Genomic DNA, 21,157 nt, shown 5'->3' on the forward strand with positions numbered 1-21,157 from the left:
ATATGTTGCATTTCGTTGATGCGGCGTATCTGTCAAGTGAATTATTGTATATATTGTACTTCTTAATTGAAAAATAAACAATATATTCACAATAAATAAAGTAAAAATAAAGTGGAAAATACTTTATTTTATATAGAAATAAAGTACAAAGAGCCATATACTAGAATCAAAGAAAAGCAAATACGAAAGTATCAAAAAAGATGAATTGCAAGAAAAAAATTCAATTGAAGCTTAAAAATCAGAAACTATAAAAATTATAAAATACAAGGAGGACACCCAGAATGGCAAACATTAAGATCGGCTACGCGCCAACCAGACGAAGCATTTTCAGTGCACCAGATGCAGTAAAGTATCGTGGACTTACTGCAGACAGATTAAGAGAGTTAGGAATTGATTTTGTAGATATCACAGATGTAAATGATGAAGGACTTCTGTATGATGAGGCAGGCCGCATCAAGATCGCAGAGAAGTTCAAAAAAGAGAAAATCGACGGACTTTTCCTTCCACACTGTAACTTCGGAACAGAGTTTGAGTGTGCAAGACTTGCAAAAGAGTTAAATGTACCGGTTCTTCTGTGGGGACCTCTTGATGAGCGTCCGGATGAGAACGGCGTACGTCTCCGTGATACACAGTGCGGACTTTTCGCAACAGGTAAAGTACTTAGAAGATTCCGCGTTCCATTTACATACATGACCAACTGCAGACTGAACGACCCTGTATTCGAGCGTGGCCTTCGCGATTTCATGGCTGTCTGTAATGTAGTAAAAACCTTCCGTAATATGAGAATCCTTCAGATTTCCACAAGACCATATGAGTTCTGGTCAACCATGTGCAACGAGGGCGAACTTCTGGAGAAATTCAACATCCAGCTGACTCCGATCCCAATGCCAGAGCTGACAGATGAGATGAAGAAAGCCAAAGCAGAAGGAACAGAGGTTGCCAAGGTTGTAGAATACTGCCGCGAGCATATGGAAATCTGCATCAAAGACAACGAGCTTGAAAATGTAGCAGCTCTTAAGGTTGCTATGAAAAACCTGATTACAAAATATGGCTGCCAGGCAGCTGCAATCCAGTGCTGGAACCAGTTACAGAGTGAAATCGGAATTATGCCATGTGCAGCAAATGCCCTTCTGAACGAAGAAGGAATCCCGGTTGTCTGCGAGACAGATATCCACGGTGCTATTACAGCTCTTCTTGTTGAGGCAGCAGCACTTGATGATACCAGAAGCTTCTTCGCTGACTGGACCATCCGTCATCCTGATATTGAGAACGGTGAGCTCCTTCAGCATTGTGGACCATGGCCGATCTCTGTTGCAAAAGAGACACCGAAGCTTACTTATCCGCTGGCATTCAGCCATCCGGGAAGTATTACAGCAGAAGCAAAACATGGCGAAGTAACTCTGGCACGTTTCGACGGTGATAACGGAGAGTACTCCATGCTTCTTGGAAAAGCCAAAGGCGTTGACGGACCGAAAGGAATGGGAACTTATCTCTGGGTTGAGGTAGAGAACATCAAACGTCTGGAAGCCAAGATCGTAGAGGGACCATACATCCATCACTGTGTAGGTATCCATAAGGATGTAGTTCCGGTACTTTATGAGGCATGCAAATATATGGGAATCACTCCTGATTTATATGATCCTATTGAAGAAGATGTGAAAGCATATTTAAGAGGTGAATGAGAATGGAAAATTTAAAGGCAAAATCTTTTGATTTAAGAAAAGATACTGTAGATATCATCGTTGCCGGAAAGGGCGGACACATCGGCGGTGACATGAGTGTGATCGATACTCTGATTAGCCTGTATTTCTGCCAGATGAACATCTCTCCGGAAAACATGGATGACCCGAACCGTGACCGTTTCGTACTGAGCAAAGGTCATTCTGTAGAAGCTTATTATGCAGTACTTGCAGCAAAAGGCTTCCTGGATCTTGAAGATGTAAAAGAGCATTTTTCTAAATTTGGTTCTAAATATATCGGACACCCGAACAACAAGCTTCCAGGAATCGAGATGAACTCTGGTTCCCTTGGACATGGACTTCCGGTCTGCGTAGGTATGGCTCTGGCTGGCAAAAAAGACAACAGAGACTACCGTGTTTACACCGTAATGGGTGATGGTGAGCTGGCAGAAGGCTCTGTATGGGAAGGCTTCATGGCTGGACATCAGTATAAACTGGATAATCTTTGCGCAGTCGTTGACCGTAACCGCCTTCAGATTTCCGGAAATACAGAAGATGTAATGGGACATGATGATCTGTGCGAGCGTATCCGTTCCTTCGGATGGCATGTGATCGATGTAAAAGATGGTAATGACATTGACCAGTTAAATGCTGCTTTTGAAGAAGCAAAAACTGTTAAAGGCAAACCAACCGCTGTAATTGCAAATACCGTAAAAGGCTGCGGCTCTTCCGTAATGGAGAACAAGGCAAACTGGCATCATAAGGTTCCTACCCAGGAAGAATATGATCAGATCATCGCGGATTTTGCAGCAAGAAAGGAGGCCACTCTTCATGAATAAGATTCCAAACAGACAGGCCATCTGTGAAGTACTGATGGACAAGGCAAAAGAAGACAAAGATATTATGGTGCTTTGCAGTGACTCCAGAGGATCTGCTTCCATGACACCATTTGCAGATAATTTCCCGGATCAGTTCGTTGAGACTGGTATCGCAGAGCAGAACCTGGTAAGTATTTCCGCAGGTCTTGCAAAATGTGGAAAGAAGCCTTTCGCATGCTCACCAGCCTGCTTCTTATCTACAAGAAGCTATGAGCAGGCCAAAATTGATGTTGCATATTCCAACACAAATGTTACCCTGATCGGTATCAGCGGTGGTGTAAGCTACGGCGCACTGGGAATGAGCCATCATTCCGCACAGGATATTGCAGCCATGTCTGCAATCCCGAACATGAGAGTTTATCTTCCAAGTGACCGTCATCAGACCAAGCACCTGATCGAGGCTCTGTTAAAAGATGAGAAACCGGCTTACATCCGTGTAGGAAGAAATCCGGTTGAGGACATTTATACAGAAGATAACTGCCCATTCGAAATGGACAAGGCAACTGTTCTCAGAGAAGGAACAGACGTAGCGATCATTGCCTGCGGTGAGATGGTCCGCCCGGCAAATGAAGCTGCCAAATTACTGGAAGCACAGGGAATCTCCGCAACAGTACTGGATATGTACTGTGTGAAACCTCTTGATGCAGACGGTGTGATCAAAGCAGCACAGAATGCGAAAGCAGTGATCACCGTTGAAGAGCATGCTCCGTTCGGCGGACTTGGCTCCATGGTTGCACAGGTAGTTGGTGCTAACTGCCCGAAGAAGGTGCTGAACATGGCACTTCCGGATGCACCAGTTATCACAGGAACCTCCCAGGAAGTATTTGATTATTATGGATTAAATGCTGAGGGAATTGCGAAGAAGGCTGTGGAAGCTTTGAAATAAGGCAAAATTTCCTGCAAAGTGAGTGTGCAGATTGGTGAAAGTTTTTTTCAAATACACTCGCGGAGAAGTGGTAAAAAGTGAATAACAAAACAAGCTTTAGCGTGACTGACAGACTGCAATAAATGCAGCTCCTGGGTATGTTCTGTTGCTGATAGATCGGAAATCGACAGCAGAGCATACCTGGTCAGGCACGCTTGTTGTTTTTTGAATAGTGATAAAGGGGATAGCAAAAATGGCAAAATATATCATAAGTATCGACCAGAGTACCCAGGGGACCAAGGCACTTCTTTTCGATGAGACTGGCAGTATCATGCGCCGTACTGACCGCCCGCACAGACAGATCATCAATGAAAAAGGCTGGGTTTCCCATGACCCGGAGGAAATTTACAGCAATGTACTGGCTGTTGTGAAAGAACTTCTGGAGGGTGTTGACAAAGAATGCGTAGTTGGTCTTGGAATCAGCAACCAGCGTGAGACTTCTCTTGCATGGAACCGGATTACAGGCAAACCGTACGGAAATGCAGTGGTATGGCAGTGTGCCCGTGCAGTGGATATCTGTGCCCGTGTAGAGAAAGCCGGTGCAGCAGAAATGATCCGCCAGAAAACAGGTATGAATCTTTCTCCGTATTTCCCGGCATCTAAGATTGCCTGGCTTCTGGAAAATGAAGAAGGCGCTAAAGAAGCGGCAGAACGCCATGAAATCTGCCATGGAACCATCGACAGCTGGCTGGTTTACAAGCTGACTGGGGGAAAAGAATATAGAACAGACTATTCCAATGCATCCAGAACCCAGCTTTTTAACATCTTTGACCTGAAATGGGATGAGGAAATCTGTGGGCTGTTTGGCATTGACCCGGCCAATATGGCTGAGATGACAGACTCTGATGCATGCTTTGGTGAGACCGACTTCGAGGGACTTCTCCCGAAGAAAGTACCGATTCACGGTGTGCTTGGTGATTCCCATGGTTCTCTTTTCGGACAGGGCTGCCTTCAGCCTGGCATGACAAAAGCTACCTATGGAACAGGCTCCTCCATTATGATGAATATCGGGGAAAAACCAACCCTCAGCACTCATGGAGTTGTAACTTCCCTTGCATGGAAAATCGGCGGCAAGGTAAATTATGTCCTGGAAGGAAACCTGAATTACACAGGCGCGGTTATCACATGGCTGAAAGATGACCTCCAGCTTATTTCTTCCCCAGGTGAAACTGGCAAACTGGCAAAAGAGGCTATTCAGGAAGATAACCTGTACCTGGTTCCGGCATTCAGTGGTCTTGGCGCACCTTACTGGGATAGTGAAGCAAGAGCTTCTGTAGTAGGAATGAGCCGTACTACCCGCAAGGCAGAGTTTGTACGTGCAGCAGTAGAGTGTATTGCTTACCAGATCACAGATGTAGTGCTGGCAATGGCAGAGGATGCTGGGGTTCCGGTTAAGGAACTTCGTGTAGACGGCGGCCCCACCAGAAATGATTACCTGATGCAGTTCCAGAGTAATATTGCGGACGCAGGTGTACTGGTTCCGGACTCTGAAGAGCTTTCCGCAATCGGACCGGCTTACGCGGCAGGACTTCGTCTTGGGGTATGGGATGAAAGGATTTTTGGCAAACTGAACCGTGTGTCTTACAAACCGGCTATGGATGCAGAGAAACGGGAAAAGAAGTATGCTGGATGGAAGAAAGCGGTAGCGTCGGTGATTACGAATAAATAAATTTGTAATTGCGCGATATTGTCCAGATAAAAAATGTATATTTAAAATGATATAAAACGGGATTTTACATGGCGGTATCATGCTTGTGAAATCCCGTTTATAAATATGGAATTAATAGAACTGTTCAGGGCAAATCGCAAAAATGTTTCGTATTTCGATGATAGGCTTTAACACAAATAAAAGTGACACTAAATAAATAAATTGGACTTGACGCGGACAGCTCCATAATCGTAAAATTTTTGTATAGATTATTAAAAGATTGGACGCAAAAAATCATATTTGATAGGCAAAATTAACAAGTGAAACTATAAAAGTATAAGATCAGAGAGCTTAACAGCGTCTTAAGAGAAGGAGAGAGATAAAATGAAATTAGGAATTGTTTACACAAGTACCACACCGGAATTAATTGAGTGCGTGAATGAAGAAATCAGAAAGAATCTGGGCGATGCACCGGAGATTTTGAATTATCAGGATCCGTCTATTCTGGCAGAGGTAAGAGAACATGGCTATGTAACTGCCGGAGCAGCAGCCCGCCTTGTTGGCATGTATATGCAGGCTGTTTCCGACGGAGCTGATGCAATTCTGAATTGCTGTTCTTCAGTAGGAGAGGTTGCAGATGCAGCGCAGAGTATCGGACGTTATACCGGAATCCCTATTGTGCGTATTGATGAGGAAATGTGCCGTGAAGCAGCCCGCCTGGGACTTCGGGTAGGCGTACTTGCCACTCTTCCTACCACTCTTGAACCGACGAAAAATACAGTTGCACGTGTTGCAAGAGAAATGAATAAGCATGTAGAGCTGGTAGATGGACTGGTAGATGCGTTCGGCGCAGATCAGGACAAGTTTAAAGCTTTACTTTGTGGAAAAGCAGCAGAGATTGCAGATCAGGTAGATGTAATTCTTCTGGCACAGGGCTCTATGGCTTATGCAGAAGATGCAATTCATGAGAAAATCGGCAAACCGGTACTTTCCAGCCCGCGGTTTGGTGCCCAGGCACTTGCTGCTGCACTGAAGGCTAAGGGATTATAAAATAATTTATATACATAATGATTTTTATCAGAATTAAGGAGAACAACCATGCTTACAGATACAACCAGATCCCCATACGCAAAGGTTCACGCCCTTGACGGAATGAAAGTAAAATGGACAGGCGGTCTTTGGAAGGAGCGCTTTGATACCTGCGCCAACAGCACAGTGCCCCAGCTGAAGCACATGTTTGACAGCAAGGATATCAGCCATGTAGTAGAGAATTTTAAAATCTGTGCAGGGGATGCGCAGGGGGACTTTGACGGAACCGTTTTCGGCGACGGAGACTTTTATAAATGGATGGAATCTGCCATCTATACAGCGTATCAGACAGATAACCGGCAGCTGAAGGACGAAATTGAGGATTACATAGACCTGATCGGCAGGGCACAGCAGCCGGACGGATACCTTTCCACTAAGCAGATCATTGGGGAAAGAAGCGGCAACGGTGTTTCCAGAATGGGAGATATTAACGATTTCGAGGTCTATAATTTCGGACATATGTTTACCGCTGCCTGCGTACACAAGAGAATTACCGGAAAAGATAATTTCCTTGCCATTGCAGCAAAAACAGCAGACTATCTGGAGCATCTTTATGAAGAGGCAGAGCGCACCGGGGAAGTGCAGACCGCAGTCTGCCCATCTCACTATATGGGACTTGTGGAAATGTACCGTACTACTGGTGACAAACGTTATCTGAAGCTTGCGAAACAGGCAATCGCTCTTCGCGATAGTGTGAAAAACGGTATGGATGATAATCAGGATAAAATTCCGCTGAAACAGCACGAGAAGATTCTTGGCCATGCAGTGCGTGCCAACTATCTCTATGCAGGCGTAGCGGATCTTTGTCTGGAAGAGGAGGATCCTGATTATATGGAAGTACTCCACAAAGTGTGGAGAAGCCTTGTGGATAAAAAAATTTATATTACCGGTGGCTGTGGAGCGCTATACAACGGAGCATCTCCCTATGGATATTTCTTTGACCACCAGCTTGTACATCAGGCTTATGGTTATGAATATCAGCTTCCGAATATTACTGCATACAATGAGACCTGTGCGTCTCTTGGCGGTGTTTTCTGGGCATACCGTATGTTCCAGCTGGAGCCGAAGGCAGAGTATTTCGATATTCTTGAGCGCATGATGTTAAATACCAATCTGGCTGCACTTAGCCTGGATGGGAAGAGATTTTTCTATGAAAATATGTTAAGACGTGCCAAAGAGCTTGATTATAAACTGATCTGGCCCCTTACCAGAAGTGAATATATCCTCAGCTACTGTTGCCCTCCAAACCTGGCAAGAACCATTGCACAGTCCAGCGAATATGCATATCTGACCTCTGATAACAGTGTATGGACTGGTATGTATGGTGCAAGTGAGGCACAGGTGAAACTGGAAAACGGTGGTGAATTTACACTTGTTCAGTCTACAGATTATCCTTTTGATGGAGCGATTCATTTCACTGCAAAAGATGTGAAAGTAAACGCACCGGTTCACCTGAGACTTCGTGTCCCTGGCTGGTCGGCAGGCGGTTCCATCAAAGGTGGGGCAGTAGATCGTGAGCTTACAAAAGAGGATGCAGGAACCTATCTGGATATTCTGGTGGAAGACCCACAGAATATGGATGTACAGCTGAATCTGGATATGGAAGTCCGCTATACAGTTGCCAATAACATGGTGGAGGAAACCGTGGGACAGGCAGCAATCGAGCGTGGACCGCTGGTATACTGCTGTGAAAGTGTGGATACACAGGCGGCCACTCTGGATGATATTTATCTGGATCTGAATGCAGAATTTACTCCTGTGGAGTACGAGATCCAGGGAAGAAAAATGATAGCTCTGGAAACAGAAGAATATGCCATTGACCGTTCTGAATTCGACAGAAATGCCCTGTACCAGTCGCTGAAATATCACGGTATGGGCAGGAAACAGGTACGCCTGATCCCTTATTATGCGTGGGATAACCGTGATTACGGCGAGATGCGGATCTGGTTCCCGATTGCGTATACAGTATAAAAGCTGCCTCTCAAAAAAGTAAAGATTCAGAATGGAGAATTTATAAATATGGAATATAAGATCATTCCTTTTACAACCATAGAAGAAAGAACCAAAACGGATGAGAGCAAAGCTGAAGATCTTCTTGCCCAGGCGATGGAAGGTTTCCATAAAAAACTGGTGGTACTGGATGACGATCCCACTGGTGTACAGACTGTTCATGATGTGTCCGTTTATACAGACTGGGAGGAAGAATCCATCCGCAAGGGATTTCAGGAAAAAGAATCAATGTTCTTTATCCTTACCAATTCCCGCAGCTTTTCCGTGGAGGAAACTACCAGAGTCCACCAGGATATTGCAAAAAGGGTGAAGAAAGTAGCGGATGAACTGGGACAGGATTTTATGATCATTTCCCGTGGCGATTCCACTTTAAGAGGCCATTATCCACTGGAAACCAGAATGCTTGCAGAGACATTGATGCAGAACGAGGAGACTGGGAAAGATAAGAATAATTGTACAAATATAGGCGATAGAAATCCTGTGACCTTAGAGATAGATGGCGAAATTCTTTGCCCGTTTTTCCCGGAAGGCGGCCGTTATACAATGGATAACATCCATTATGTAAAAGAGCAGGACAAGCTGATTCCAGCCGGGATGACAGAGTTTGCCAAGGACAAGACCTTTGGTTATAAATCATCTGATCTTACAGAATATGTGGAAGAAAAAACGGAAGGAAAGTACCATAAAGAGGACTGCATTTCTATTTCCCTGGAAGAATTAAACGCATTGGACGTACAGGGAATCAAGACGAAGCTTATGTCTGCGCAGAATATGGCGAAGATTATAGTAAATGCAGTTTCTTATGCAGATCTGAAAGTATTCTGCGCAGCACTTGTCCTTGCCATGAAAGCGGGAAAACATTATATGGCAAGAACTGCAGCTGCTTTCACAAAAGTAATGGGCCGTGTGTCTGACCAGCCTCTTCTTGGAAGAACGCAGTTAGAGGGGGATACCAAGAATGGGGGAATCGTGCTGATCGGTTCCCATGTGAAGAAAACCACAGATCAGCTGAACTGTCTGAAGGAGCTTGAAGGACAGGCTGATTTTATGGAATTCCAGGTAAATACCGTATTTGAGGAAAACGGACTGGAAAAAGAGGTAGAGAGAACGGTAAAAGCGGCAGAGGAAAAAATTCTGTCTGGCAGAACCGTTGTAATTTATACAAGCAGACAGCTTCTTGCCCCGGAGAATATGACTCCGGAAGAAAAACTGCAGATTTCCGTAAAGATTTCCAATGCAGTGACAAGTATTATTGGAAAGCTTTCTGTGAAACCCAAATTCATTATTGCCAAGGGCGGAATCACATCCTCAGATGTAGGAACCAAGGCGCTTCGCGTGAAGAAGGCCCGTGTTATGGGGCAGGTGAAAAAAGGAATCCCGGTGTGGATGACAGGGGAAGAAAGCAAATTCCCGGGAATGCCTTATATTATTTTCCCTGGAAACGTGGGGGAAGTTGCTACGTTGAAAGAAATTGTAGAAGAGTTGATTTGAATTAAATAGCAACGCAATGGGAGGTTTATAAAATGCGAAAAGTAATCATATCCCTGGCTCCGGTACAGGCGGGAACCAGTGTAGATGCAGTAAAACTTGCAGAAGATGTAGAGAAGAGCGTGAAGCTTGGTGCAGCCATGTGCCATCTTCATTGCAGAAAACCAGATGGCAGCCTGACTCCAGATATTACTTATATGTCTGAATGTTTTGATGAGATCCTGAAACGTACCGATGTGGTAGTCCAGGCATCTACAGGTGGTGTTTCTGACATGAATATCCAGGACCGCTGCAATCCCCTGGATTATCCAAAGGTAGAAAGTGCCTCCCTGAATGGTGGCAGCACAAACCTTGGAGAAGCCGTATACATCAATTCCTTTGATGATATCCGTTATTGTGCAGATGCAGTTTATAAAAGAGGAATCCTTCCGGAAACAGAAGTATTTGACATTGGAATGATCCATAATATGCAGATCGTAAGAGGAGAGCAGCCATTTGCAGATCCGATGCTGTTTAACCTGGTATTCGGACATAAAGGCGGTATGCAGCCAACCCCGGAAATGCTGGCAGCTTTCCGTTCTTTTGTCCCATCAGATTCCCTTTGGGGTGTTACTCATTTCGGACGTGACAATTGGACCTTCCTGGCTGCTGCAATTGCCATGGGTGCAACAGTAGTGCGTGTTGGCTTTGAAGACAGTGCTTATCTTTCTGATGGAGTTGAAGCCCAGTATAACTGGCAGGTTGTGGAGAAACTGGTAAATCTGATCCGCGCTATGGGTCTGGAACCTGCAACCCCGGATGAAGCAAGACAGATGCTGAAGCTGAGAAAGCGCTGATACATGAAAAAATTTTGGCGCGGAGCAATTGACTTTCATTCATGGAAATGTCTGCTACGCCGAAATTTCCGTTTAGATAAGTATTCGGCAAAATATAACGCAAGATAGATATGAGATAGTTACGAGAAAGGATCGGGAAAATAAATGCTGGCAATTAAGAACATCTACATGGATTATGAAACTGCCCCGGTGGGCGTTTCCCATATGCCCCAGTTTGCCTGGGAGCTTACAAGTGATAAGAGAAATGTAAAACAGAAATTCTACGAACTTCAGATCGCCAAGGATCCTGCTTTTGCGGAACTGATTTATGACAGCGGCAAAACTGAATCAGAGGAATCTGCACATGTTTATGTGGAAGGTGCAGCTCTTGAAAGCGGCAGACGTTATTTTGTCCGCGCAAAGGTAAGTGACGGTGAGGAAGAAACGGACTGGAGTGAGACAGCTTCCTTCGTAACTGCACTTGCAGGGGAACATGGTGAATGGGAAGAAGGCGCACCTGCGTGGAAAGCACCTTTCGTATCTACAGAAACAGATGATTCCTACAAAAGCGTTTCCAAGGGAACCTATGTAAGAGGAACCTTTGAAATCAAAAAAGAAGTAAAAGAAGCTTACGCATTTACAACTGCTCTTGGTCTGTATCAGTTCTATCTGAATGGAAGAAAAGTAGGCGAGGATGAGATGACTCCTGGATGGACCTCCTACAGAAGACATCTTCTTTATCAGACCTACGATGTAACAGAGTATCTGCAAAAAGGTGTCAACGGTGCAGGTGCAATGTTGGCTCCAGGCTGGTACAAGGGCGTAATGGGACTGACAAAGGCACGCAATAACTATGGCGACCAGACTGCTTTTACCATGGAAATCCTGGTTCGTTATACCGACGGAACTACAGAATCCATCTGTACAGATCCCTCCTGGAAGGGCTGTGATTCACCAGTCGTGTTTGCCGAAATTTATGATGGTGAAACTTATGATGCGGCTCTGGAAATTCCGGACTGGTCTAAGGCTGAGATTCCAAAAGGGGACTGGAAACCGGTACAGTTAGTATTTTTTGACACTCAGGTTATGCGTGCGCAGTATGGCGCCAAGGTACATGTAATGGACCGCATTCCTGCAAAGCGAATCTTCAAAACACCAGCAGGAGATACAGTAATTGATTTTGCCCAGAATATGGCAGGCCGTATTGAAGTAACTGCAACAGGAAAGCCAGGGGATGTGATCGAGCTCCACTGCTTCGAGGTTCTGGACAAAGACGGAAATGTTTATCTGGATAACCTCCGTGCAGCCAAGGCAACCATGAAATATACGTTTGCAAAAGAAGAAACCGTGACCTGGCATCCTACCTTTACCTATATGGGCTTCCAGTATGCACTGATCGTTTCCTATCCAGGTGAACCGAAAGCAGAGAACTTTACGGCATGTACACTGCATTCCGATATGGCGTCAAACGGAAGCCTGGAGTGCTCCAATCCGTTGTTGAATCAGCTTCATCACAATTTCCTGTGGGGACTTAAGAGCAACTTCCTGGATGTGCCTACAGACTGCCCGCAGCGTGACGAGCGTCTGGGCTGGACTGGCGATGCGCAGATTTTCTGCCGCACAGCTACTTACCTGATGAATACCTATACATTCTATAAGAAATGGCTCCGCGACCTGGAGGTTGACCAGACACTGGAGGGCGGTGTGCCCCATGTTATCCCGAACATTGAGGAAGGACGCACAGATGGCAACTGGCTTCTCAGCCAGGGACCTCATTCCGCAGCAGCCTGGGCAGATGCAGCGATCATCAACCCATGGACCATGTACCTGATGTACGGCGACAAGGATATTCTGAAAAAGCAGTACAACAGCATGAAAGGCTGGATTGATTTCATGCGTGCACATGCTGTGGATTATATCTGGAATTACAAGCTGCAGTTTGGTGACTGGGTTGCACTTGACGCAGAGGAAGGCAGCTATTTCGGCGCCACTCCAAACGACCTGACCTGTACTGCATACTATGCATATTCCACTGGACTTTTTGTAAGAATGGCCCGTGCACTTGGAAAAGAGGATGTGGCAGCAGAGTATGAAGCACTTTACAATAAGATCGTAGATAAATTCCAGAAAACCTTCTTTGATGAGGATGGAAATATGACAGCCCAGACACAGACTGCCCATATTGTGGCTCTGTATTTCCAGCTGACACCTGAGAAATATATTGAAAAGACAGTAGAAGGTCTGAAAAAACTTCTGGATAAAGAGAATGGCCATCTGGTTACCGGATTTGTGGGAACCCCGTATTTCTGCCATGCACTCAGCCAGAATCACAGCCTGAAAGAGGCCTATGACCTGCTTCTGAAAGAGGATTTCCCATCCTGGCTGTATCAGGTGAAAAAAGGTGCCACAACCATCTGGGAGCACTGGGATGGACTGAAGGATGATGGAAGCATGTGGAGCGCAGATATGAACTCCTTTAACCATTATGCATACGGTGCGATCGGTGAGTGGATGTACCGCGCAATGGCAGGAATTGAAGCTGACCCGGATCAGCCAGGCTTTAAGCATGCGATCCTTTATCCGAGAATCGGTGGTAACCTGGAATATACTGTCGGAAATTACCATAGCATTTATGGCAATGTTGGTGTAAAATGGGAAGTCCAGGGAAAACAGATCGTGCTGACGGTTCATATTCCGGTAAATACAACGGCCCAGATCCGTCTGGATGAAGCGAAACTGGTGAAAGAGAGCGACGGACTTACCTTTACCCAGGAAGCCGATTATATGGCTGCGGAAGCTGGAAGCGGTATTTATCGTATTGTATTTGAACAATAAAAATTTCTGCCAATTTTACTGAAAGGCAGATTGGGTTTGCTGCGCCAGAGCGAAGGCAAATGAATTTACGTTGTGAGCGTATTCTTTAATACGCCTTAAAATACGAGAGGGTGATGGAAATATGGAAAAAAAGAAACAGGTTTCGGGAATACAGAAAGCATGGAGGCAGCTGAGTATTCAGAATCAGATTTTTCTTTCCATGTTTCTCATCACCCTTTTGGGTGTGGGAGTTTTGATGAATATTGTATACAAAACTTCTATAGAAGCCATCGAACAGAACTACCGGGCATCCTACCAGTCCACGCTTAAGAATTCCAGTCGTGTTATGGACATGAATCTGAAAAATATCGTGGATGTGGGACGTAATTTCCTGAATGACGAAGCTCTTCAACAGATACTGGAAAAGGGAGATGAATATGGTGGAAGTAAATTCTCTTCCACTGACCGTGTGAATTTGCGTAAGATCGCAAATGAGATGGCGAGCCAGCAGGTCTGGGTAAATTATATTGTGTTTACAGATCTTTATGGTCATGTTTTCCAGTTAAATAATGTAAATGAAGGCACCTATGATTTTTATAATTATTATGAAGACAAAGATATCCTTGAAGAGGACTGGGTAAAACAGGCTCAGGCAGCAAGAGGAAAAGAGGTGTTTTTCAGAGACAGTATTCTGAGCGCAGGTACCAAAACCGGATTTTCCTATGCGAAATATATGATCAATCCATCCGATGGAAAGGGAATGGGATATATGATCATTGGACTTAGTCAGAAGCTGCTTGGCCAATCTTTTGTCATGGGAAACGAGAGCTTTGATTCCAGTAATTTTATGGTGGTGAATGAGGCTGACCAGCTGGTTTATTTTGTTGGAAATGAGGAACAGGAAAATGCGATCATGGAGGCATTTTCCAATCCGGAAAAGAATCGGGCGTATCTATTTTCTTCTGTTAATAATGGGACTACAGGCTGGAAAATAGTGAACGTAGTAGAGAAAGACGAGATCAGCGAAGAAAGCAAAAATGTCCGCCTCACTTCCTTCTGGGTGGCAGGCTGTGTACTGCTCGTTGGTTTTATCATGGCAAGGATCATTTCCAGAACAATCAGTCATCCGCTGAAGCAGCTGGAAAATACCATTGCCAAGGTCGGAGAGGGAGAGCGTCATATTACAGAAGAGTTTGATTACAGTGAGGTTGGCCGGATCGGACAGAAATTTAAAGAGATGGTTAATACAAACCTGGAACTTTCCGAGCATCTGATGGCGGTGAAGCTGAATGAGCGTGAGGCAGAGCTTTTGCTTTTACAGTCCCAGATCAATCCTCATTTCCTTTATAACACTCTGGATTCCCTGTATTTTGTGGCAATCATGCACGGGGATGACCAGATGGCGGAAATGGTGGAGGCGCTTTCAGACAATTTCAAGCTGGCACTGAATAATGGAAGCAAATACATTACAGTTGCGGATTCTGTGAAATGGATGCAGGGGTATATGAAGCTGCAGAATATGCGTTATAATAACCGTTTTGAGTTATTTGTAGATATCAGCCGTGAAATCCTCCCGCGGGAGACCATCACCTTTATTTTCCAGCCATTTATCGAAAATGCCATGTATCATGGCCTGGAGCCGAAAATCGGAAAAGGTAAGATTTCTCTGCGTGGCTGGCAGGAACAGAACAATATGATCTTTACCATTGAGGATGATGGTGTGGGAATCGATGATATGTCCAGATTGGAAAAAGGATATGGAGTGAAGAACGTAATTGAGCGTATTAAGCTGAATTATGGTGAAAAATACGGAGTGACCTTTGAAAGCAGTCCGGGAGAAGGGACAAAGGTGACGATTGTGGTGCCAGTGAGGTAAAATATGCAGAAAGCTTTTTCAAAAATGTTTTAGAGATACAGGAGGGATTTTCATGTATCGCTTGGTAGTAATTGATGATGAATATATAGTTGTGCAGGGAATCAAGGCTTTAATTTCCCGGCTGAAGCTGGATTATGAAGTGATAGGTGCTGCCTATGACGGAATCCAGGGGCTAGAGGTGATACGGAATGAGAAACCGGACGTGGTAATTACGGACATCCGTATTCCAGGACTGGACGGACTGTCTGTAATTGAAGCCGCAAAGGAGGAATGCCCGGAGACTTGTTTTGTGGTAATCAGCGGCTATTCTGAATTTGTTTATGCGCAGCGGGCTCTGACCCTTGGAGTAAAAGACTATATTGATAAGCCTGTAACTGCCGAAAAGCTGAAAAATGCTCTTTCCAGAATTGAAGAGGAATGGGCAAAAAACCGCCACGAAGACAATCGCAAGGCACAGGCGAACCGGGAGAAATTCCAGGAACTGGAAAAGATTTTTGAAGGAGGCATTAAAAGCATCACAGGCTGTGACGCAGGAGCCTTCCGTGAATATTCCAGAGAGGCAATCCGTTGCCTGAAAGAACTTTATCCGGAAATGCAGGATTTCCGCAGGGAATTTTATAAACATCTCTGTGTACTCAGCGATGTATTGATCGAGAGTCAGAAACAGGTAGAGCGCGGCTCCCTGGTATCCTTCCAGGAAATGGAAAAATGCCAGAGCATTGAAGAAGTGCAGGCATATGGAGAAAGTGTGCTTTCTGATATTGGCAAGCATCTTACAGCAGACCAGACTGGCAGCAAGCACCGTGTGATCCTGGAACTGCTTACTTATCTGGATGAACATTATAACCAGGATATCGGGCTTAGTGAGCTGGCAGACCGGGTAGGCATGAGCACGGCATATCTGAGTGTCCTTTTTAAAACAGAGGTGGGTACTTCCTATGTGAAATATCTCACGGATCTGAGGATCAAGAAAGCGAAGAAGCTGCTTCAGGACGGCTATAAGGTCAATGAGGTCAGCGAGATGGTTGGCTATAATAATTACCGGTATTTTTGCGATATTTTCAAGAAGCATGAAGGCATGACACCGAATGAGTACAAGGGGAATGTGTGGAAGGCGGAGAATTAGCTTTGATGCGATAGTTTTGCTCAAATAGAATATTGTGCAAAAAACATATTATAATCTTGTGTAAAATTACCTAAATGTATAAAACATATAACAAACAGCTTTTGAAAACATAATTTTTTAATACAAAACAGTCTAAAAAATCTGCACATTACCAAAAAAAATAGGCACTGGTAAAAAAAATGAACAATGGTATTATATAACCATAAGATATTTCCCGGGGATAAAAAAGAAACAAACATGACCGAAAAGTAAATTGGCTGAAAAGTAACAGAGGGAATCTTAGAAGATTCCGAACACAAACTCAAAAATTGAAAAATCGGAGGTTTTTACAATGAAAAAGAAAACTTTAGCTCTCTTAATGGCAGCAATCACAGCAAGCACCATGTTCGCAGTTCCAACATTCGCAGCAGATTATTCAGGCGATGATCCGCAGCTTGAGAAGAACGTTAAGATCCTTACCATCTGGGCAGAGGATTCCGATAACGGTGCGCTGATCAATAAGATCTGCGAAGACTATCAGAAAGATGTAAACCCGAACTTCACATGGGACTATGAGATGGTTGCTTCTGATAACCTTCAGCAGAAAATCGCTACACTTGCAGCATCCAATGACCTTCCAGACCTGTTCGCTTATGAAGCTGGTGCTCCACTTAGCGTACTGATCGATTCCGGAAAGGTTAAAAATATCACAGAAGCAGTTGATGAAATCGGAACAGCTGATTATCTGAACAGTGGTGCTGTTGAGCTTCTGAAAGGATTATCCGGAACAGATGATCTTTATGATCTTCCACTTGGACTGAACGTAGAGGGCTTCTGGTACAACAAAGCTCTGTTCGAGCAGGCAGGCTGCGAAGTTCCTACTACATGGGCAGAATTCGAAGATGTTCTTCAGAAACTTTCCGATGCTGGTATCCAGCCTCTTACAACAGGTGGATCTGACAAATGGGGTGCAACCCGTCTGATCAACGCTTACGCAGTAAGAACAGCAGGAAACGACATCATGACAAAAGCAGCTAACGGCGAAGTTGATTATACAGATGAGAAACTTGTTGCAGCAGCTGACAAACTTGCAGAGTGGGCAGAAAAAGGATACTTCGGAGAAGGTATCACAACTGTAGATATGAACACAGCAGGATCCATGCTGATGAGCGGTAAAGCAGCTATCTTCTACAATGGTTCCTGGTTCACACAGAACCTGACAGATGATTCCCAGAACCCGGCAGGCGAGGACGGAATTGGATTCTTCAACATTCCGATCGAAGATGAGTCCATCAGCTCCGCTACTTCTTATTCTATGAACTGTGGTAACATCCTTGCACTTGACAATGACAAATATGATGAAGGTACCGCTTGGTTCCTGAAATACTTCATGGAGAACATTGGTAACGTAGCAATGGAAGAGCAGGGAACAGTTAAAGGTTACACCTATGATGTAGCTGCTGATGATATGGACAACTACACCAAACTGGTTCTTGATGAGATTGACAAATCCACAGAGGGATTTGCTTGGTGGGAAGCAAAAATGCCTAGCGAAATCTCCAAGACTGCACAGGAAAATGTACAGCCTCTGCTGAATGGCGAAATGACCGGCGAAGAATATATGCAGTCCATCCAGGATGTATATAACATGCAGTAAGACACAGCCTTGGCAATATAAGCTTTGAACTTTACATGGGAGTGTTTGCCAGCAGACACTCCCTTTTCTATGGGGAAAATCCATTTAAAGGCAGCATCAATATTTATTTAGACACAGAAAGAAAGGAAGGAATTTTATGAACAAGGTATTAGGTAATAAGAAAGCGATATCCCTTTTCGTAGTTCCGGCACTGATTATTTATACCATTATTGTAATGGTACCGGTTATCTGGTCACTGTATTACTCATTCTTCAGCGGCAGCCCGGGACTTCAGTGGGAATTTGCAGGCCTTGACAACTATGCAAGACTTTTCAAGGATAAGAACTTTTTGAACGCATTAACCGTAAACTGTAAATATGTACTGGTAGTAACCATCGGTCAGGTAGGAATGGGGCTTCTTCTTTCCCTGATGTTTAAATTCTGGCTGAAGAGATGCAAAACCATCGTAAGAACACTGGTTTTCTTCCCGGTAGTACTTCCTACAGTTGCAGTTGGCCAGCTGTTTGCGAAGATCTATGAGATCCAGCCAAACTACGGTCTGTTAAACTCTTTACTGGATTCACTTGGTTTCACAAACCTTGTTCAGCCATGGATTGGTCAGTCCAGCACAGCTCTGTGGGCATTGTGCGTAATGGATATCTGGGTAGCCATGGGCTTCTATTCTGTAATTTTTTATGGTGCACTCCTTGATATCTCCGATGATATCCTGGAAGCAGCCAGAATCGACGGCTGTGGCGGATGGCAGTTATTTAAGAACATCCTTCTTCCACTGCTTCGTCCAATGGTAATCACCAGCCTTGTATTCAGTTTCTCCGGAACTGTAAAGATGTTCGAGTCTGCTATGGCTCTTACAAAGGGTGGTCCAGGAAGTGCGACAAAATCACTGTCTATGTACATGTATGATGTTGCGTTTACCTACAATAAGGTTGGTTACGCCAGCGTTATCGCCATCGTAATCTTCCTGATCTGTGTAATTGGTTCTCTTGTAATCAACAAATTTGATGTAAAAGACTGAAAGGAGGAAATATTATGAAAAAAGTAAAAGCAGCTTTACGAGGAATTGTAATTTTCCTTCTTTGCATGGTTGAGATTTATCCGTTATTCTGGATGTTGACAGCATCCTTTAAGAAACAGGCAGAGTGGAGTGAGAAACCGGCATATGCATTAAATGATGGTTTCTATGTACAGAACTACGCTGATGCATGGACCAGAGGTCACATGTCCACATTCTTTAAGAACAGCTTGATCACCACACTGGTGGCACTGGTATTTATCGTGTTCTTCTCTGTAACAGTTGGTTTCGCAGTAACCAAGATGAAATGGAAATTCAGAAATGCAGTTGCACAGTATTTCCGTTTCGGTATCATGATCCCGGTTGCGATCGCATTGATCCCGCTGTTCCAGATTTATTCCAGATCAAATCTTCTGAATACCAGAACCTGTCTGATCATTACCTACATAGCATTTGGTCTTTCCTTGTCAATTTATCTGGTTCAGGGCTATCTTCGTTCCTTCCCGGATGACATTATGGAAGCAGCAGTTATTGACGGATGCGGTATTTACAGACTGATGTGGCACATAGTAACACCCCTTATGAAGAACTCTATTGTAACCGTACTGGTTCTTCAGTTCTTCTTCAAATGGAACGATCTTCTGTTTTCCATGACATTCATCAGCGATTCTGCACTGAAGACTGTGCAGACAGGACTTCTGTACTTCTCTGATGAGTTTGGATCCAAGAACTGGGGCGCGATCTTTGCATCCGTATCCATGAGTGTATTCCCACTTCTGATCCTTTATATGGCACTGAATAAGAAACTGATGGAAGGTATGACAGCTGGAGCTGTAAAGGGTTGATATTATGGAAGACAAAAGGACAGAGCAGTACAGACAGAATCTGAAAAAATTTGTAATGTCTCACACGGAGGATGTGCTTAAGAATCCGCGAAGCTTTATCCGTTACCCATTTATTGATCCGGGTTCTATTTATGATGGAAATGTATGGGACTGGGATACTTACTGGTCCGTATATGGCTTCTTAAATCTGGCGGATTCCTATGAGGATCCGTCAGTGAAGCCAAGAATTATAGAGCATGCACAGGGAAATATCCGTAACTTCTTTGATCATCAGCTGGAGGATGGTTACATCCCTATGATGATCGAGGTGGCTGAATGGCCGGAGCCCTATCTGAATATGCGGCACAAGGAAGGCAAGATCATGAATATGCATAAGCCTTTCCTTTGCAGCCAGATGTGCCTGATCAGTGATTATATTGGTGATTACGCCTGGACCGAGGAGTTTCTTCCCGGCGTGGCGAAATATTTTGACTGCTATGATCATTATTACTTCCATGAAAACACTGGACTGTATGTATGGGCTGATGACATTATGATCGGTATGGACAATGATCCGGCGACTTTTGGCCGTCCGCCATTTTCTACTGCAAATATCTATCTGAACAGCTTCATGTGTGTAGAACTGGAAGCTGGCGCCAAATTATACAGACAGTTTGGAAAAGAGGAAGCGGTTAAGAAGCTTCTTGAAAAGCGGGGCGCGCTGATCAGTGCAATCCAGCAGGAATGCTGGGATAAACGTGACCACTTCTTCTATTCTGTTGATGTGGACGTTAAGACCAGAAAATATGACTGGTTCCACCAGGGACTTGGGGTTTTCTGGAAGACACTGCCGATCAAGGTTCGTGTATGGTCTGGCTTTATTCCAATGTATGCAGGAATTGCTACCAAAGAGCAGGCGGCAGATATGGTGAAACATATTTTTGATCCGGATACCTTTGGTTCTGACTTCGGTCTGACCACGCTTTCAAAGGATGAAAAAATGTTTGACCTGTCTGTTACCAATAACCCATCCAACTGGCTTGGCCCGATCTGGCTGGTTGCAAACTATGTGGTATTCCGCGGACTTTTGAATTACGGATACCGCATGGAGGCGGAAATCATGTACAAACGCACTATGCGTCTTCTGGGAGAGGACCTGGAGAAAACAGGAAGCCTTCATGAATACTACAATCCATTTAATGGAGAGCCGGTTATGAACGGTGGATTTATTAACTGGAATGTGCTGGCACTGAATATGGCAGATGAGCTGGAAGGGAAGAAACCTATGTGTCTGCCGGAGCTGTGTGCGGAAGTGAAAAAGTGAGAAATTGCGCTGT

15 protein-coding genes are annotated in these 21,157 nt (G+C 44.5%); all 15 read left to right on the forward strand.

The features are described from left to right. Positions 1-281 precede the first annotated feature (281 nt). The 15 genes from ACTQWB_RS03710 to ACTQWB_RS03780 all read left to right on the forward strand — a co-directional run bounded on the left by ACTQWB_RS03710 (position 282) and on the right by ACTQWB_RS03780 (position 21,144). A complete protein-coding gene (locus tag ACTQWB_RS03710) occupies positions 282-1,682 on the forward strand; it encodes an L-fucose/L-arabinose isomerase family protein (RefSeq protein WP_441500421.1) in 1,401 nt (466 codons plus the stop codon). A 2-nt stretch (positions 1,683-1,684) separates the two neighbouring features. After that, positions 1,685-2,518: a transketolase gene (locus ACTQWB_RS03715; RefSeq protein ID WP_441500422.1), complete on the forward strand. Its 834-nt coding sequence runs from the start codon at positions 1,685-1,687 to the stop codon at positions 2,516-2,518. Further along, positions 2,511-3,443, forward strand: a complete 933-nt coding sequence (locus ACTQWB_RS03720; protein WP_441500423.1) for a transketolase family protein — start codon at positions 2,511-2,513, stop codon at positions 3,441-3,443. The genes ACTQWB_RS03715 and ACTQWB_RS03720 overlap by 8 nt, the downstream gene beginning before the upstream one ends. Positions 3,444-3,675: 232 nt before the next feature. Then, positions 3,676-5,151, forward strand: coding sequence for an FGGY-family carbohydrate kinase (locus ACTQWB_RS03725; RefSeq protein WP_441500424.1), 1,476 nt, complete (start codon positions 3,676-3,678; stop codon positions 5,149-5,151). Positions 5,152-5,514: 363 nt separating this feature from the next. Beyond that, entirely contained in the window at positions 5,515-6,180 is a 666-nt protein-coding gene (locus ACTQWB_RS03730; protein ID WP_441500425.1) for an aspartate/glutamate racemase family protein, read from the forward strand. A gap of 48 nt (positions 6,181-6,228) precedes the next feature. Continuing rightward, entirely contained in the window at positions 6,229-8,190 is a 1,962-nt protein-coding gene (locus ACTQWB_RS03735) for a glycoside hydrolase family 127 protein (protein WP_441500426.1), read from the forward strand. A 48-nt stretch (positions 8,191-8,238) separates the two neighbouring features. Next, positions 8,239-9,720: a four-carbon acid sugar kinase family protein gene (locus ACTQWB_RS03740; RefSeq protein WP_441500427.1), complete on the forward strand. Its 1,482-nt coding sequence runs from the start codon at positions 8,239-8,241 to the stop codon at positions 9,718-9,720. Positions 9,721-9,752: 32 nt separating this feature from the next. Further along, complete coding sequence (locus ACTQWB_RS03745) at positions 9,753-10,553, forward strand: 3-keto-5-aminohexanoate cleavage protein (protein ID WP_441500428.1); 801 nt, start codon at positions 9,753-9,755, stop codon at positions 10,551-10,553. Between the two features lie 144 nt (positions 10,554-10,697). Beyond that, entirely contained in the window at positions 10,698-13,367 is a 2,670-nt protein-coding gene (locus ACTQWB_RS03750) for a family 78 glycoside hydrolase catalytic domain (protein ID WP_441500429.1), read from the forward strand. Positions 13,368-13,488: 121 nt separating this feature from the next. Further along, positions 13,489-15,222 carry a sensor histidine kinase gene (locus tag ACTQWB_RS03755; RefSeq protein WP_441500430.1) on the forward strand — a complete coding sequence of 578 codons (1,734 nt, stop codon included), beginning with the start codon at positions 13,489-13,491 and terminating at the stop codon, positions 15,220-15,222. Positions 15,223-15,274: 52 nt separating this feature from the next. Next, entirely contained in the window at positions 15,275-16,348 is a 1,074-nt protein-coding gene (locus ACTQWB_RS03760; RefSeq protein WP_441500431.1) for a response regulator transcription factor, read from the forward strand. Between the two features lie 331 nt (positions 16,349-16,679). Next, complete coding sequence (locus ACTQWB_RS03765) at positions 16,680-17,984, forward strand: ABC transporter substrate-binding protein (protein WP_441500432.1); 1,305 nt, start codon at positions 16,680-16,682, stop codon at positions 17,982-17,984. 136 nt (positions 17,985-18,120) lie between these two features. Beyond that, positions 18,121-18,999, forward strand: a complete 879-nt coding sequence (locus ACTQWB_RS03770; RefSeq protein ID WP_441500433.1) for a carbohydrate ABC transporter permease — start codon at positions 18,121-18,123, stop codon at positions 18,997-18,999. Between the two features lie 14 nt (positions 19,000-19,013). Continuing rightward, on the forward strand, positions 19,014-19,841 hold the full coding sequence (locus tag ACTQWB_RS03775; RefSeq protein WP_441500434.1) for a carbohydrate ABC transporter permease: 828 nt from the start codon (positions 19,014-19,016) through the stop codon (positions 19,839-19,841). Positions 19,842-19,845: 4 nt separating this feature from the next. Next, entirely contained in the window at positions 19,846-21,144 is a 1,299-nt protein-coding gene (locus ACTQWB_RS03780) for an MGH1-like glycoside hydrolase domain-containing protein (protein WP_441500435.1), read from the forward strand. Positions 21,145-21,157: the final 13 nt, after the last annotated feature.

The organism is Blautia sp. HCP3S3_H10_2, from assembly GCF_052122375.1.
Lineage (GTDB): Bacteria > Bacillota > Clostridia > Lachnospirales > Lachnospiraceae > Blautia_A.